The sequence below is a fragment of the Streptomyces sp. CB02009 genome, from assembly GCF_001905825.1.
In the GTDB taxonomy this organism is placed as follows: domain Bacteria; phylum Actinomycetota; class Actinomycetes; order Streptomycetales; family Streptomycetaceae; genus Streptomyces.
Genome location: NZ_LIVV01000009.1, coordinates 172,827 through 188,098 on the forward strand (window position 1 = coordinate 172,827; position 15,272 = coordinate 188,098).

General features: G+C 72.4%; 11 protein-coding genes. 3 read left to right on the forward strand and 8 right to left on the reverse strand.

Annotation, left to right across the window (positions count from 1 at the left end; all coding sequences use genetic code 11):
• Window positions 1–264 precede the first annotated feature (264 nt).
• The 4 genes from AMK27_RS31495 to AMK27_RS31510 all read right to left on the reverse strand — a co-directional run bounded on the left by AMK27_RS31495 (window position 265) and on the right by AMK27_RS31510 (window position 2,886).
• Window positions 265–891 (reverse strand): BMP family ABC transporter substrate-binding protein, encoded by a 627-nt coding sequence (locus AMK27_RS31495; RefSeq protein ID WP_073915937.1) that lies wholly within the window; start codon window positions 889–891, stop codon window positions 265–267.
• Window positions 888–1,226 carry a hypothetical protein gene (locus AMK27_RS31500; RefSeq protein WP_073915940.1) on the reverse strand — a complete coding sequence of 113 codons (339 nt, stop codon included), beginning with the start codon at window positions 1,224–1,226 and terminating at the stop codon, window positions 888–890. The genes AMK27_RS31495 and AMK27_RS31500 overlap by 4 nt, the downstream gene beginning before the upstream one ends.
• 136 nt (window positions 1,227–1,362) lie before the next feature.
• Window positions 1,363–2,109: an N-acetyltransferase gene (locus AMK27_RS31505; RefSeq protein ID WP_073915942.1), complete on the reverse strand. Its 747-nt coding sequence runs from the start codon at window positions 2,107–2,109 to the stop codon at window positions 1,363–1,365.
• 60 nt (window positions 2,110–2,169) lie between these two features.
• A complete protein-coding gene (locus AMK27_RS31510) occupies window positions 2,170–2,886 on the reverse strand; it encodes an HNH endonuclease family protein (protein WP_073915945.1) in 717 nt (238 codons plus the stop codon).
• 168 nt (window positions 2,887–3,054) lie between these two features.
• Here AMK27_RS31510 and AMK27_RS31515 point away from each other — a divergent pair, with 168 nt between their 5' ends.
• A complete protein-coding gene (locus tag AMK27_RS31515; protein ID WP_073915948.1) occupies window positions 3,055–4,833 on the forward strand; it encodes an endonuclease/exonuclease/phosphatase family protein in 1,779 nt (592 codons plus the stop codon).
• 130 nt (window positions 4,834–4,963) lie between these two features.
• On the opposite strand, the gene AMK27_RS31520 is transcribed toward AMK27_RS31515, so the two are convergent.
• Window positions 4,964–5,818, reverse strand: coding sequence for an SCO6745 family protein (locus tag AMK27_RS31520; protein ID WP_073916571.1), 855 nt, complete (start codon window positions 5,816–5,818; stop codon window positions 4,964–4,966).
• Between the two features lie 123 nt (window positions 5,819–5,941).
• On the opposite strand from AMK27_RS31520, the gene AMK27_RS31525 reads away from it, so the two are divergent.
• Together AMK27_RS31525 and AMK27_RS31530 are read left to right on the forward strand one after the other, a co-directional pair.
• Entirely contained in the window at window positions 5,942–6,535 is a 594-nt protein-coding gene (locus AMK27_RS31525) for a TetR/AcrR family transcriptional regulator (protein WP_073915951.1), read from the forward strand.
• 29 nt (window positions 6,536–6,564) lie between these two features.
• Window positions 6,565–7,830 carry an SGNH/GDSL hydrolase family protein gene (locus tag AMK27_RS31530; RefSeq protein ID WP_073915953.1) on the forward strand — a complete coding sequence of 422 codons (1,266 nt, stop codon included), beginning with the start codon at window positions 6,565–6,567 and terminating at the stop codon, window positions 7,828–7,830.
• Window positions 7,831–7,891: 61 nt separating this feature from the next.
• Here the strand turns inward: AMK27_RS31530 and mfd are convergent, their stop codons facing one another.
• The 3 genes from mfd to AMK27_RS31545 form a co-directional block, all read right to left on the reverse strand.
• Window positions 7,892–11,431: a transcription-repair coupling factor gene (gene mfd / locus AMK27_RS31535; RefSeq protein ID WP_073915956.1), complete on the reverse strand. Its 3,540-nt coding sequence runs from the start codon at window positions 11,429–11,431 to the stop codon at window positions 7,892–7,894.
• A 291-nt stretch (window positions 11,432–11,722) separates the two neighbouring features.
• Window positions 11,723–14,293 carry an ABC transporter permease gene (locus AMK27_RS31540; protein WP_073915959.1) on the reverse strand — a complete coding sequence of 857 codons (2,571 nt, stop codon included), beginning with the start codon at window positions 14,291–14,293 and terminating at the stop codon, window positions 11,723–11,725.
• A complete protein-coding gene (locus AMK27_RS31545; protein WP_376577296.1) occupies window positions 14,290–15,129 on the reverse strand; it encodes an ABC transporter ATP-binding protein in 840 nt (279 codons plus the stop codon). The genes AMK27_RS31540 and AMK27_RS31545 overlap by 4 nt, the downstream gene beginning before the upstream one ends.
• Between the last annotated feature and the right edge of the window lie 143 nt (window positions 15,130–15,272).

Here is a 15,272-nt window from a genome sequence, read left to right on the forward strand (position 1 = left end):
CAGGGAGATGAGTACGGAAAGAGCCGTAGCCCTCAGCCTGCGTCTACCGGTGCGACCCGGTGGGAACAGGCGAGGGCTACGGACCCGGCGTATACGCATGGGCCAGCCTTTACTAACGCGATACTTACAAAGCCTCGCGAGCCTGCCCGATGACGGATCACCAGTTCGCACCAGGGTGCCGAACTTTACTCCGGCTTTACTTGTGGGACGGAACCCTTCCGGACAACTCCGGCCGAGACCACGCGGCGGGGCCCCTCCGGCCCCTCAGCCCTCGCGGGCGAGCCGCTTCACCGTCGCCGCGATGTCGTCCTTGAGGGACGCACCGGGCGCCACCCGGACCAGATTGTCGTGAGCGGCGCCGCCGCCCGCCTCTCCGACCGTCACGAACCGGACCTTCGGGTTCTTCTCCACCGCCGCCTCGGCGGCCGCCACCTGCGGGGCGCCCGAGGCGACGACGATCTCGCAGTCCCGCTGGACCAGGCCGTTGAGGAACGGCCGGGCGTTCTCCACCGACTTCTCGCCCATGACCGGTACGAACGTCACGCGGATCCGCTTGTCCAGGGACGCCGCCTGCATCCCCTCCCAGACGGGGGCCGCCGGAGCACCGGTCACGATGCCCCGCTCGTCGGTGAGCAGACAGGCGTCGTAGTCCTGGTAGGCACGGGCCCGGGTGTCGGGCGGGGTGCCAGGACCGTCCGATCCGGCGAACAGCGAGACTCCGACGAAACCGAGGACGAGGACCAGGACCGAGGCGACGGCCCAGCCGAGCCGCCCGCGCAGCGCACCCGCACCGGCGGCCAGCAGACCGGGGATCCGGGCGCTCCCGGACTCCGCCGCCTCCCTCTTGGCCGCTTCCCGCTCGGTGGCGCGCCAGGCGCGACGGGTCTTCACCGGTCGGCCCTCCCGGCGGCGAGGCCGTGCGCCGCCGCACCCAGGGTGGCGGCCGCGAGCAGCACCACGTCGACGAGGTACGCGAGGCCGTGGGTCTCCACGGGCGTCAGCGCGATCTGGAAGCACCAGCCGACCGAGGCGGCCGTGAACAGCAGCGCGGCGAGCCAGTCGCTCCGCGTCCCGCGCCGCAGGGCGAGCGTGAGCGAGGGGACGAACCCGAGGACGCCGAGGCTCAGCAGCGGCACCAGCGCGAGCCCGACCCGGGCCGGCCGGCCGGGCAGCTCCATGGGGCGCGGGGACTCCGCGCCCTTCTCCAAGCGGACGGCCTGGTTCACGTTTCGCGGGACCTCTCACGGCGGCGCGCGCCGGGGGCGGGGCGCACGGGTGTACGACAGGGGACGCCGTACGGTACATCCCCCGCCGTGAAGATCACCCCCGGGGTCCCGCTCCCCGGGGGCGTCCCGTACGTGCTCAGATGCGGTGCCGCACCCAGACGTTGGGCTCGACGTAGACCGCGTAGCCGCGCGAGGCGTCGCAGTGGACGGGCACGAGCGCGCCGGCGACCTCGACCGGGCCGTCCGTGTCGAAGGGCAGACCGGTCCAGGCGCGCCACTGCTCGACCGAGCCGGAGACGGTCATCGAGGCCGGGGCGACCGCCTCGATGACACCGCCCGCGCGCACATGGACGCGCAGCCAGGCGTCGTGCGGCAGTCCGTCGGACTCCCGGGTGCGGAAGGCGTACTCGTGGATGGAGGACGCGGCCTCCAGGTGCTTGCCGTTGGGGCGGACCGGGGCGACGAGCTCGGAGAAGCCGAGCCGCCGGGCGTTGTCGCGCATGGCGGCCAGCATCCGGTGCGAGAGTCCCTGGCCCAGGGCGCTCGTGTCGACCGTGATCTCGATGGCGCTCACGGTGTCGGCCTCACGGCCGTGCTTCAGGTCGGAGAACGCCCAGAGCAGCACCTCGTCCCAGCCGCGCGCGGGCAGCGCGCGGCGCCCGTCGGCGTCGAGGCGGAAGGGAACGCTGAAGCCGCGGGCGACGACCTTGCCCTCGGCGTCGGTGGCGACGACGACGTACTCGGGCAGCTCGCGCACGATCCGCCCGATGTTCGCCCAGCCCACCGGGTCGTACATCATGAACTCGGGCCAGAGGTCGCGCATGCCCCACATCGGCCCTTCCAGTTCGGGGCGCTCGGCAAGGGTCGATATGTTCAGGTCCATGCGGGCAGAGTAAAGATCGTTTCCGGCAGGGCCAACAGGTTTTCCCCTGGTCGGGGCGGGTTACGGGAGTTTCTGCCGCGGGCAGCCGGCGAGGACCCGCTTCATCGCGTCCCGCTCGCCGGCCGTCACCCACACCCCGTACTTCTTCTTCACGGCGATCTGCCGGGCCACGTACGTGCAGCGGTACGCCTTGTTCGGCGGAAGCCAGGTCGCCGCGTCGCCGTCGGACTTGCGGCGGTTGGTGGCGGAGTCGACGGCGAGCAGGTTGAGCGGGTCGTTGGCGAACCGGCGCCGGGTCTCGCCGTCCCACTTCCCCGCGCCCTTCTGCCAGGCGTCGGAGAGCGCGACGACATGGTCGATGTCGACCTTGCTGCGCCCGCGGACGAAGCGGACGGTGGTCCCGGTGTACGGGTCGTCGGTGAGGGTGCCGGAGGCGACCTTGCAGCGGCCGTCGGTGAACCGGACGCCGGTCAGGTCGCGCTTGAGTATGTCGTCCCGGGTCCCGCAGCCGTTGCCGTCGACGTCCGCCCAGGCGCGTCCGAACTTCTCCCGCTCGTAACCGGTCTTCGGCGCACGCCCCTTGACGGCGAGCGTCTCGACGGCGGCGAGCGCGGTCCCCCGCGCGGCGGACCCGCCGCCGGAGCCTCCACCGGATCCCGAGCCGCCACCGGATCCGGCGCCTCCGCCGCCTTCCGGTGAGCAGGCGGTGGCGAGGAGCGTGGTGACGGCAAGTGCCGAGGCGACCAGGGTCGTTCGAATCGTCCGCTCTGCAAGCATTCGGGAATTCTAGGCCGTCGGGGCCTGACGGGGCCCGTCCAGGCCCATCCGGTGGCCTGCCGAGGCCCGCCGGGAGGAGTGCGTCCCCTTCGGACCCTCCTCCCGAAGCAAACAATCGTTCGAGTACCGTTCGAAGCTTTCCAGACACTCCATCAGGAGAGCTTCTCCATGCGAAGATTCGGGCCGCTTCGAGCCCTGCTGACCACACTGGCCTTCCTCTGCGCGGCGATGACGGTGACCGCGCCCCAGGCCCGCGCCGACGTGGTGACCCCGTCCACGGCACCGCCTCTGCGGACCGTCACCTACAACATCTGCGGCAGCGGCGGGACCGCCGGCTGCGACGTGACCGCGAGCGGCAACACCAGGCGCTACGACGCGATCGTCAACGAGACCTCCGCCACCGGCTGGAACACCGACCAGATCTTCCTGGTCGAGATCTGCAAGTACCAGTTCGACGATCTCGACCAGCGGCTTCCCGCGTCGTACGTCGGCCACTACGCCTCCACCCTGAAGCCGGCGGCGGCCGGGCTCTGCGTGAACCCGGCCAACCCCTCCGACACCGACAACAGGGACTACGGGATGGCCCTGTTCGTCCGGGGCACGAAGGTCGACGACGCCACCCTCACCCTGCACAGGCCCGGGGACCTCCCGCCGGTCTCGCCGGGCGTTCCCCAGACCGAGGCCATCAAGGCCCCCTGCCTGAAGACCTACGTCCAGAACCGGCTCAACTGGGCCTGCGCGGTCCACCTCTTCTGGGGCACGCCGGGGGCCGGCCCCATGGAGGAGGAGGCCAGGAGGCTGACCGACCAGACCCGGCAGTGGGAGAGCGAGGGCATCCCCGTCGTGCTCGGCGGCGACTTCAACGCCAATCCGCTCACCGCTCCCCTGTCGTACTTCTACGACACGAGCATCAACAACAACGCCACCGGCACCTTCGTCGAGGCCGACGAGACCGACCGCGAGCACTTCGCGGGCAACCCGACGGTCGACTGCGGCCTCCGCGACCGGTGCCGCACCGGTGAGAGCACGTTCGTCAGCGACAAGGGCGAACGCAAGAAGCTCGACTTCCTCTTCTTCAGCTCGCGCTTCTTCTCGGGCGCCGTGGGCGACGCGTTCACCGAGGTCCGCTCCCTCTCCGACCACGGCCGCTACCGCGGCGCCGCCTACTGGGCGGACTGCCTCCACCCCTACACCGCCGCTCCCGGCTCGGTGTTCCGGCGGGACGCGACCGGCGGCCTCTACCGCTACGACGGCCGCCCGAGCGGGGACACCGCCGCGCTGGAGAAGCCGTGCAAGGTGGGCTACGGCTGGCAGGGCATGACGCACGTCGCCCGCCAGGGCACGACCGTGGCCGCGGTCGACGCGGCCGGCACGCTGTGGCACTACCCGGCCGCGGCGGCCGACGGCTCGTACTCCGGCTCCACCAGGAAGCAGGCCGGCACGGGTTTCCAGGACGACGACGCGCTCCTCACGCCCGGCGACTTCGACGGTGACGGCACTGCCGACCTGATCACCCGGGAGTCCACCACGGGCACGTTCTGGCTGCACAAGGGGACCGGCGCGCACAGCTACGCCCCGCGCGCGCGGATCGTCGAACCCGGCGCCGAGTGGCGGATCTACCCGTACCTCGTCGCCACGGACTTCGCCCGCGGCACGGGCGCCGCGCAGGGCACGGCCGACATCGTCGCCATCGACGAACTCGGCTCCCTCTGGCTCCAGGAGGGGAACGGCGACGGCACCCTCGCGGAGCGCAGGAGGATCGGCAACGGCTGGCAGGTCTACGACGCCCTCGCCGCTCCCGGCGACCTGAACGGCGACGGGAACGCCGACCTGATCGGCCGCGAGGACGGCGGTGACCTCTACTACTACAAGGGCGACGGCGCCGGCGGCTACGCCCCGCGCGTGAAGGTCGGCTCGAACTTCCCCGCGGGGGAACTGCTCTTCTGACGCTCCTCGGGGAGCCGGACCGGGCCCGGGTGTCGCACACGCGACGCCCGGGCCCTTCGCGTCCCCGGACCTCCGGCTCCGCAGCAGCTCTCACGGCTCCGCAGCAGCCCTCACCCCCTGCAGCAGCCCCTCACACCTTGCCGATGCCCAGGGTGTTCTCCGAGGGCAGCAGGCCGGAGCCGATCGCCGCCAGCCACGGGCCGCCGAGCAGCTCCGCGAGGCGGGCGGTGCCGTCCGCGCCGAGGGCGGCCCAGGGGGCGGCGGCGAGTTCGTCGGTACGCCGCTCGACCTCGGCGCGCAGCGCGCGGCCCGCCTCGGTGGCTCCCCCGTCGGCGGTCAGGAGGCCGCGGGAGACGAGACGGGCGCGCGCCGCCCCCCACTCCTCGCCGCTCCAGCCCCGGCTCTCGAAGACGGGCTCCGGCGCGGCGCCGATCGCCGCGAAGGAGACGAGCGACTCGACCGGGTCGAGTCCGGCGTCGACGAGGGCTTCGAGATGGCCGTCGCCCCGGTGCTCGCGGAGGACCGTCGCGGACTGCCAGAGGACCAGGTGCGGGGCCTCGGGCCGGGCCAGGGCGGCGTTGGCGGCGGCGAGCGGGCGGGCCACGGCGGGGTCGGAGGCGGTCACCGCCCGGTCGGCCGCGGTGCGGGCGAGGTCGGCGGCCTCGGCGAGTTCGGGGCCCGCGAGGAGCTCCTCGCCCAGGACGGCCCGGTAGGTGCGGTCGACGGCCCGGAGCCGCGCGGCGAGGACGTCGGCCGGAGCGGCGGTCTCCCAGCCGGCGGGGACGTAGCGGGCGATCATCGCGGGGCTGAAGCTGTAGAAGGTGTCCGCGACCCGGTCCGGGCCCACGGGGCCGAGGGGCGCGGCGCGCCAGGCGAAGTAGGAGGGCCAGCGCTCGGAGGTGTCGTAGCCGAGGGCGGCGGCCTCGTCGAAGGCCTCGGGGGCGTAGTAGAGCAGGGCGTGCAGGGGTTCGAGCAGGTGCCACATCTGACGTACGCGTCCGGATTCCACGGCGGGCTCCTCGTCCTTCACTCACTATCTAGTCACTGCCTAGATAGTGCTCCGCGCCCCAGAACTTGTCAATGCCTAGATGAGGGCTAGGCTCCTCCCATGACGCCTACGAGCCGGAGCTCCTACCACCACGGCGGCCTGCGGCAGGCCGTCCTCGATGCCGCCCTCGACGTCATCGCCGCCGAGGGCCCCGGGGCGCTCAGCCTGCGCGACCTCGCGCGCCGCGCGGGCGTCTCGCACGCCGCGCCCGCCCACCACTTCAAGGACCGCACCGGGCTCCTCACCGCCCTCGCGACCGAGGGGTACGGGCTGCTCGCCGAGGCCCTCGCCGCCGCACCAGAGCTGCGCGAACGCGGCGTGCGGTACGTGCGGTTCGCGATCGAGCACCCCGCCCACTTCCAGGTCATGTTCCAGCCGGACCTGCTGCGCGCCGACGACCCGGACCTGCTCGCCGCCAAGGAGCGCGCCTCCGCCGAACTCCGCGCCGGCGTCGCCGAACTGACGGACGTCCCCGACGCCCGCACGGCGGGCATCGCCGCCTGGTCGCTCGCCCACGGCTTCGCGACGCTGCTCCTCACCCACAACGTGACGGGGGCGCTGGGCGAGCGCGACGCCGAGGAGTACTTCCGCTCCCTCACCGGCCTGCTCTTCACCGGCCAACTCCCGCCGGAGGGACCGGAGCCGCGGGAATAGCCCGCGTCGGTCAGCAATTGACGGAGAACATGAGAACCACGAGCACCCTCCGTCGCAGCGCCACAGCCCTGCTCACCACGGCGACCCTCGCCTTAGCCCCCACCGCCCTCGCCACCCCCGACCACGCGGGATCCGGAACGCCCTGGCGCGGCGCCTGGGCCGCCTCCCCGCAGGCACCGGCCGCGCCGCTCGCCCCCAACTGGTCGGAGCGGGGCTTCGACAACCACACCGTGCGGCAGGTCGTCCGCGTCACGGCCGCCGGCACCCGGGCCAGGATCGAGCTGAGCAACCGCTACGGCACCCGCCCGCTGCGCGTCACCGGCGCGACCGTGGCCCGTACTGTCGAGGGCGGCGCGGTGCGGGCCGGTTCGGTCCGCACCCTGCGCTTCGACGGGCGGGCGTCCACCACGATCCCGGCCGGCGGCACGCTCCTCAGCGACGGCGCGCCCTTCCCGGTCAAGGCGTTCGAGTCCCTGACCGTCACCCTCTACCTGGCGGGCGAGACCGGACCGGCCACCTTCCACCAGTTCGCCGGCGCCACCGCCTACCGGGCCGCGGGCGACCACCGCGGAGACCTGTCCGGCTCGGCCTTCACCGAGACGAGCACGTCCTCGTACTTCCTGTCGGGCGTGGAGGTCACCGGCGGCCGGGACACCGCCCGCCGCGACGGCATCGTCGCCTTCGGCGACTCGATCACCGACGGCGTGGGCTCCGCGACGGACGCGGACAACCGTTACCCGGACGAGCTCGCCGAGCGCCTGGCCGCGGCGGGCAGCCCCCGTGCGGTCCTCAACCACGGGATCGCGGGCAACCAGGTCGTCAACGACACGACCTGGGCCGGCGAGAAGGCCCTGACCCGCTTCCGCCACGACGTCCTGAACGAGCGGGGCGTCCGCACGGTCATCCTCCTCGAAGGCATCAACGACATCGGCGGCAGCACGGTGAACGTCCCCGCCGCACCCACCCCCGACGTCTCCGTGGCCGAGCTGATCAAGGGCCACCGCACCCTGATCCGCCAGGCCCACGCCAAGGGCCTGAAGGTGATCGGCGCGACCCTCACGCCGGTCAAGGGCTCCTTCTACGACACCCCGGCCAACGAGGCCAAGCGCGACGCCTTCAACACCTGGGTCCGCACCTCGGGCGCGTACGACGCGGTCGTCGACCTCGACCAGGCGGTCGCCGACCCGACGGACCCGGACCGCATCCTCCCGGCGTACGACTCGGGCGACGCCCTCCACCCGAACGACGCGGGCTACCGCGCGATGGCCGGGGCACTGGACCTCGACGAGCTGTAGCCGACGGCCGGGGCGCGCGGGCCGGGGCGCGCGTCCGCCCGCGCACCCCGGCCCGCCTCCGCTACGACCCCAGGATCGTCGTCAGGAACTCCCCCGTCCACGCCAGCAGTTCGCGGCCCACCACCGGCTTTCCGCCGATCTTGCCGGTCGTCGGGCGCGGCACCAGGATCTGGTGGACGGCCGGCTTGATGACGGTCCGCGGGTAGAGCCGCTTCAGGCGCAGCTCCTGCGACTCGCGCAGCTCCACCGGCGCGAAGCGGATGTTCGGGCCCTGCAGGACGATCTCGCCGACGCCGCACGCGCGGGCCAGCATGCGCAGGCCCGCCACCAGCAGGAGGTTCTCGACCGGCTCGGGCAACTTGCCGTAGCGGTCGGTGAGTTCCTCGCGGACCGCCCTGATGTCCTCCTCCGAGTTCGCCGAGGCGATCGAACGGTAGGCCTGGAGGCGGAGCCGCTCCCCCGGGGCGTAGTCGTGCGGCATGTGGGCGTCGACCGGCAGCTCGATCTTGACCTCCAGCGGGGCCTCCTCCTCCGCCCCGCCCTCCATCTGCGCCCGGTAGTCCGCGACGGCCTCGCCGACCATCCGGACGTACAGGTCGAAGCCGACGCCCGCGATGTGGCCGGACTGCTCGCCGCCGAGCAGGTTGCCCGCGCCGCGGATCTCCAGGTCCTTCATCGCCACGTACATGCCCGCGCCCATCTCGGTGTGCTGGGCGATCGTCGCGAGCCGCTCGTGCGCCGTCTCGGTGAGCGGCTTCTCCGGCGGGTACAGGAAGTAGGCGTAGCCGCGCTCCCGGCCGCGGCCGACACGGCCGCGCAGCTGGTGGAGCTGCGAGAGGCCGAAGTTGTCGCCGCGCTCGACGATCAGGGTGTTGGCGTTGGAGATGTCGATGCCCGACTCGACGATGGTCGTCGAGACGAGGACGTCGAACTTCTTCTCCCAGAAGTCGACGACGACCTGCTCCAGGGCCGACTCGGACATCTGGCCGTGGGCCGTCGCGATCCGCGCCTCGGGCACGATCTCGCGCAGCCGCGCCGCCGCCCGGTCGATCGAGTCGACCCGGTTGTGGATGTAGAAGACCTGGCCCTCGCGCAGGAGTTCGCGCCGGATCGCGGCGCCGATCTGCTTCTCCTCGTACGGCCCCACGAAGGTGAGGACGGGGTGGCGCTCCTCCGGCGGGGTGGTGATGGTCGACATCTCGCGGATGCCGGTGACCGCCATCTCGAGCGTACGGGGGATGGGGGTGGCCGACATCGTCAGCACGTCGACGTTGGCCCGGAGCTTCTTCAGCTGCTCCTTGTGCTCGACGCCGAAGCGCTGCTCCTCGTCGACGATGACCAGGCCCAGGTCCTTGAACTTCGTCTCGGAGGCGAAGAGCCGGTGGGTGCCGATGACGACGTCGACCGAGCCCTCCCGCATGCCTTCCAGGGTCGCCTTCGCCTCCGTGTCGGTCTGGAAGCGGGACAGCGCCCGCACCTTCACCGGGAACTGGGAGTACCGCTCGGAGAAGGTCCCGAAGTGCTGCTGCACGAGCAGCGTCGTCGGGACGAGGACCGCGACCTGCTTGCCGTCCTGCACCGCCTTGAAGGCCGCGCGGACCGCGATCTCCGTCTTGCCGTAGCCCACGTCGCCGCAGATCAGGCGGTCCATGGGGACGGTCTTCTCCATGTCCTCCTTCACCTCGGCGATGGTGGACAGCTGGTCGGGCGTCTCCGCGTACGGGAAGGCGTCCTCCAGCTCGCGCTGCCACGGGGTGTCCGGGGCGAAGGCGTGCCCGGGGGCCGCCATCCGCGCCGAGTACAGCTTGATGAGGTCGGCCGCGATCTCCTTGACGGCCTTCTTCGCGCGCGCCTTCGTCTTCGTCCAGTCCGCGCCGCCGAGCCGGTGCAGGGTCGGCGCCTCGCCGCCCACGTACTTGGTGACCTGCTCCAGCTGGTCCGTCGGGATGTACAGCCGGTCGCCGGGCTGGCCGCGCTTGGCGGGGGCGTACTCGACGAGGAGGTACTCGCGGGTGGCGCCCTGCACGGTCCGCTGGACCATCTCCACGTACCGGCCGACGCCGTGCTGCTCGTGCACGATGTAGTCGCCGACCTCCAGGGTCAGCGGGTCGATGGTCTTGCGCCGCTTGGCCGGCATCCGCTGGCCGTCCTTGCCGGCCGCCTTCTGGCCGGACAGGTCGGTCTCGGTGAGGACGGCGAGCTTCAGGGCCGCGTCGACGAAGCCGTAGTCGATGGAGCCGGTCGAGACGTGCACGACCGACGGGGAGATCTCCGCGAGGTCCGCGTCGAGGCGGGCGGCGATGCCCTCGCCGCCGAGGACCTCGACCGTACGGGTCGCGGGGCCGTGGGCCTCCGTGACGTAGACCGTGCGCCAGCCGTCGGCCAGCCAGCCCTTGGTGTCGGCGAGCGCGCGTGCGGTGTCCCCGCGGTACGACTCGGGGGCATGCATGCCGAGCGTGAGGGTGTCCCCGTCGGCGCCCTCGGCCGTCGCGTCCGCCGCGAACGGCGACACCGACCACCAGGACATCCCCAGCTCGCGCGCCCGGTCCCGGACGTCCGCGATCCCCCACAGGGAGGCCGCGCCGACGTCGATCGGGGCCTCGCCGCCGCCGGCCGTGGCCGCCCACGAGGCCTGGAGGAACTCCTGGCTCGTGGCGACGAGGTCCGAGGCCCGGGTCCGCACCCGCTCCGGGTCGCAGACCACGGCCATGGCGCCCTTCGGCAGGACGTCGAGGAGCAGCTCCATGTCGTCGACGAGGACCGGCGCGAGGGACTCCATGCCCTCGACGGCGATCCCCTCGGCGATCTTGTTGAGGAGTTCGCCCAGCTCCGGGTGCTCCTCGGCGAGCGCCGCCGCCCGCTCCCGTACGTCCGCGGTGAGCAGCAGCTCGCGGCAGGGCGGCGCCCAGAGCCCGTGCTCGGCCACTTCGAGGGACCGCTGGTCGGCGACCTTGAAGTACCGGATCTCCTCGACGTCGTCGCCCCAGAACTCGATGCGGAGCGGGTGCTCCTCGGTCGGCGGGAAGACGTCCAGGATGCCGCCGCGGACGGCGAACTCGCCGCGCTTCTCGACCAGCTCCACGCGGGAGTACGCGGCGGCCGCCAGGCCCTCCACGATCTCGTTCAGGTCGGCCGTCTGCCCGCTCCGCAGCGCCACCGGCTCCAGGTCGCCGAGGCCCTTGACCTGCGGCTGGAGCACGGAGCGGATGGGGGCGACGACGACGCTCACCGGGCCGGCGGCCGGGTCGTCGTCCCTCGGGTGCGCGAGGCGGCGCAGGACGGCGAGGCGGCGGCCGACGGTGTCGGAGCGGGGCGAGAGCCGCTCGTGCGGCAGGGTCTCCCAGGACGGGTACTCGACGACCGTGTCCGGGTCGAGCAGGGACCGCAGCGCGGCGGCGAGGTCCTCGGCCTCCCGCCCGGTCGCGGTCACCGCGAGCACCGGCCGCCCCGAGTCCCGGGCGAGCGCGGCGACGGCGAAGGGCCGGGCGGCCGCGGGACCGACCAGGTCCACGTGCGGGCGGTTCCCGTCGGCGGCGGCCTTCACCGCCTCGGCGAGGGCCGCGTCCTTGACGACGACATCGAGCAGACCGTGCAGGCTCATGAAGCTTTCCATCCCGAGGGGTGACGGGGGCGGGCAACGCGAACAGCCCGACACGTCGCACGGGCCGGGGTGTCCAGCGTACGACGAGCCACGGACACCCGCCCCCGTAACACCACCCGCCCGTGCCCGCCCCGCCGCTCACGCACCGCGCCCGGCCCCGCCGCGCGGGAACCGGGCCGGGCCTGCGTACGGCCCGGCGCGGTCGTCCGCCCCACCCCCGTGCGGGCGGACGACCGCGCCTTCCGAACGCCTTCCGAAGGCCCTCCGAAGGCCTTCCGAGCGCCTTCCGGGCTACTCGCTGGCGATCGCGTTCAGGACGTTCATCCGGCCGGCCCGGAACGCCGGGACCAGGGCCGCGAACAGTCCCACGAAGGCCGAGCCGACGAAGACCGTCAGGATCGTCGGCCAGGGGATCTCCAGGACCCCGAGGCCCTCCAGGGCGAGGAGCTTCTGGGCCGCCGTGCCCCAGCCCATGCCCAGGCCGAGGCCGAGCAGTGCGCCGAACAGGGCGATCACCACCGACTCCAGGCGGATCATGCGGCGCAGCTGGCGGCGGGAGAGGCCGATGGCCCGCATGAGCCCGATCTCCCGGGTCCGCTCGACGACCGACAGGGCCAGGGTGTTCACGACGCCCAGGATCGCGACGACGATCGCCAGGGCGAGGAGCCCGTACACGATGTTGAGCAGCTGTCCGACCTGGTCCTGCAGCTGTTCCTTGTAGTCGGCCTGGTTGCTCACCTTGTACTGCGGGTACGGCCCGAGCGCGTCCTTGAGGGCCTGGTAGGCCGCGGTCTCCTGGCCGTCCTTCGCGCTGGCGAGCAGGAGCAGGCTCTGCGGCATGCGGTCGGCGGGGACGTATTCGGCGAGGGTGGTGACGTTGATGTACATCGCCCCCTTGTCGACCTGCCCCGTGTCGGCGGTGATCGCCGCGACCTTCAGCTTCGCCTTCTCGCCGCCCTTGAACGCGACGGTCAGCACGTCGCCGACCTTCACCTTGTGCGCGGTGGCGTAGTCGCTGCCGACCGACATCGCGCCCTTGCCGTACGCGTCGGTGAGGGTGCCCGCCGTGGTCTCCCGGCGCAGGTCCTGCACGTACGACGGTTCGGTGGCGGCCAGGTCGGCCGTGGTGGTCCTGCCGCGCGGGTCGGTGACGGTGGCGTCGACCCACCGGTACTCGGTGACGTGGTCCAGGCCCGGGGCCTTCTCCAGGGCCGCCTGGGCCTGCGGGACGATCGGCTGGCCGGTGCCGGACTGGACGATGAAGTCGGCGCCGACGGACCTGTCCAGTTCGTCGGTGGCCGAGGCGACCATCGAGGAGCCGACGACCGACAGGGCGGCGACGAGCGCGAGGCCGATCATCAGGGCCGCGGCGGTGGCGCCGGTGCGGCGCGGGTTGCGGAGCGCGTTCCGCTCGGCCATCCGGCCGACCGGGCCGAAGATCCGGAGGACGACGACGCCCAGGGCGCGGACGACCGCGCCCGCGAGGAGCGGGCCGACGACGACGAAGCCGAGGAGGGTGAAGAGGACGCCGAGGCCGAGCCACAGGGAGCCGGGGGCGGCCTCCTCGGCGCGGGACGCCGCCACGAGCGCGGCCGCTCCGGCGGCGGTGAGGGCGAGACCGATGCCGCCGCGGATCCGGCCGGCCCGGCCGTCGGCGGGGGTGCCCGCGTCGCGGAGGGCCGCCATCGGGGAGATCTTCCCGGCCCGGCGGGCCGGGATGTAGGCGGCGAGGACGGTGACGACGATGCCGAGGACGAGGCCGACGACCGGGGTCGTCCACGTGACGGTGAGGTCGTCGGTGGAGAGCTCCATGCCGATCGAGGACATGAGCTGCATCAGTCCGACGGCGAGTCCGACGCCGGCGGCGACTCCGGCGACGGAGCCGAAGAGGCCGAGGAGCAGCGCCTCGATGAGGACGGAGCGGTTGACCTGCTTGCGGCTGGAGCCGATGGCCCGCATGAGGCCGATCTCGCGGGTGCGCTGGGCGACCAGCATCGAGAAGGTGTTGACGATGAGGAAGATGCCGACGAGGAAGGCGATCCCGGCGAAGCCGAGCATCGCGTACTTCATGACGTCGAGGAAGCCGGCGACGTCCTCGCGGCCCGCGTCGGCGGACTCGGCGGCGGTCTGCAGGGTGTAGCCGCCGCCGAGCGAGGCGGCGATGTTCGCCTTCAGGGCGTCGTCGGTCACGCCGGCCTTGGCGTCGGCCGTGATCTGGGTGAACAGGCCTTCCTTGCCGAGAAGTTCGCGCTGGGCGACGGCCGTCTCGAAGTAGACGACGGTGGCGCCGGGGTTGGTGACCTTGAAGTCGACGATGCCGGAGATCTTCGTGGTGAAGTCGCCGACGACGGAGATGGTCCGCAGTTCGTCGCCGAGCTTGAGGCCGTGCTTCTCGGCGGTGTCGCCGTCGACGACGACCTCGGTGGGGCCGCGCGGCTCGTGGCCGGAGGTCATCTCCATGGAACGGAGTTCGTTCGGGCTCCAGTTGACGGCGATGGTGGGCGCGCCGCTGGTGGGTCCGACGTTCTTGTTCTTCGCGTCGACGACGGTGATCCCGGTGGAGACGACGGAGCCCTGGGCGGCCTGGACGCCCTCGGTCTTCCGGACCTGCTCGACGAGCGAGGCGGGGAAGGACTCGGGGCGGCCGCCCTGGGACACCTCGCCGGGGTCGGTGTCCTTGGGGCTGACCGTGACGTCGGAGGCGGTCGAGGCGAAGAGCTTGTCGAACGTCGTGTTCATGGTGTCGGTGAACACGAGGGTGCCACTGACGAACGCGACGGAGAGCAGGACGGCGATGGCGGACAGCGCCATGCGTCCCTTGTGCGCGAAGAAGTTGCGCATCGAGGTCTTCAGGACGCTCATGACGTCCGCCCGCGCGCGTCGAAGTCCTTCATGCGGTCGAGGACGGCGTCGGCGGTCGGCCGGAGCATCTCGTCCACGATCCGCCCGTCGGCGAGGTAGAGGACCCGGTCCGCGTAGGAGGCGGCGACGGGGTCGTGGGTGACCATGACGATCGTCTGGCCGAGTTCGTCGACCGACGTGCGGAGGAAGCCGAGGACCTCGGCGCCCGCCCGCGAGTCCAGGTTTCCGGTCGGCTCGTCCCCGAAGATGATCTCGGGTCTGGCGGCGAGGGCGCGGGCCACGGCCACGCGCTGCTGCTGGCCGCCGGAGAGCTCGTTGGGGCGGTGCTTGAGGCGCTCGGAGAGACCGACGGTGTCCACGACCCGGCGCAGCCACTCGGCGTCCGGCTTGCGGCCGGCGATGTCCATCGGCAGCGTGATGTTCTCGATGGCGCTCAGGGTCGGCAGCAGGTTGAACGCCTGGAAGATGAAGCCGATCCGGTCCCGGCGCAACTGCGTGAGCTTCTTGTCCTTGAGCCGGGTGATCTCGGTCTCGTCGAGGAAGATCTCGCCGCTGGTGACGGTGTCGAGCCCGGCGAGGCAGTGCATCAGGGTCGATTTGCCGGAACCCGAGGGTCCCATGATCGCGGTGAACTGTCCGCGGGCGATGTCGACGTCGACGGAGTCCAGTGCGACGACCCGGGTCTCCCCGGTGCCGTACGCCTTGACGACCTGACGCGCCCGCGCGGCGACGGCCGTACTCCCACCCGCCGCCCGACCACCGCCCCTCAACGAGGCGCTGCGCGCCGCACCTTCATCGTCTCCCCCGTGCCTGGGGATGGTCACAGCCGTGGTCACGGTTTTCTCCTAGCGGTGGCGTGAAGCGTGGGTGGGTTTGTAAGTTCAAGTTAAGGAGCGGGGCGCGGAGTTCTCCTCCTCCGCCGGGACGAACGGCCCCTGGCCCGTATGGGGGAGATCCCCCTAAGGGGCGTCCACCCGGG

Bases quoted from the DNA above. Each gene is read 5' to 3' on its own strand.
- AMK27_RS31505 (WP_073915942.1), bottom strand. From the start codon at position 2,109: ATGGACCTGAACATATCGACCCTTGCCGAGCGCCCCGAACTGGAAGGG.
- AMK27_RS31510 (WP_073915945.1), bottom strand. From the start codon at position 2,886: ATGCTTGCAGAGCGGACGATTCGAACGACCCTGGTCGCCTCGGCACTT.
- AMK27_RS31515 (WP_073915948.1), top strand. From the start codon at position 3,055: ATGCGAAGATTCGGGCCGCTTCGAGCCCTGCTGACCACACTGGCCTTC.
- AMK27_RS31520 (WP_073916571.1), bottom strand. From the start codon at position 5,818: ATGTGGCACCTGCTCGAACCCCTGCACGCCCTGCTCTACTACGCCCCC.
- AMK27_RS31525 (WP_073915951.1), top strand. From the start codon at position 5,942: ATGACGCCTACGAGCCGGAGCTCCTACCACCACGGCGGCCTGCGGCAG.
- AMK27_RS31530 (WP_073915953.1), top strand. From the start codon at position 6,565: ATGAGAACCACGAGCACCCTCCGTCGCAGCGCCACAGCCCTGCTCACC.
- mfd (WP_073915956.1), bottom strand. From the start codon at position 11,431: ATGAGCCTGCACGGTCTGCTCGATGTCGTCGTCAAGGACGCGGCCCTC.
- AMK27_RS31540 (WP_073915959.1), bottom strand. From the start codon at position 14,293: ATGAGCGTCCTGAAGACCTCGATGCGCAACTTCTTCGCGCACAAGGGA.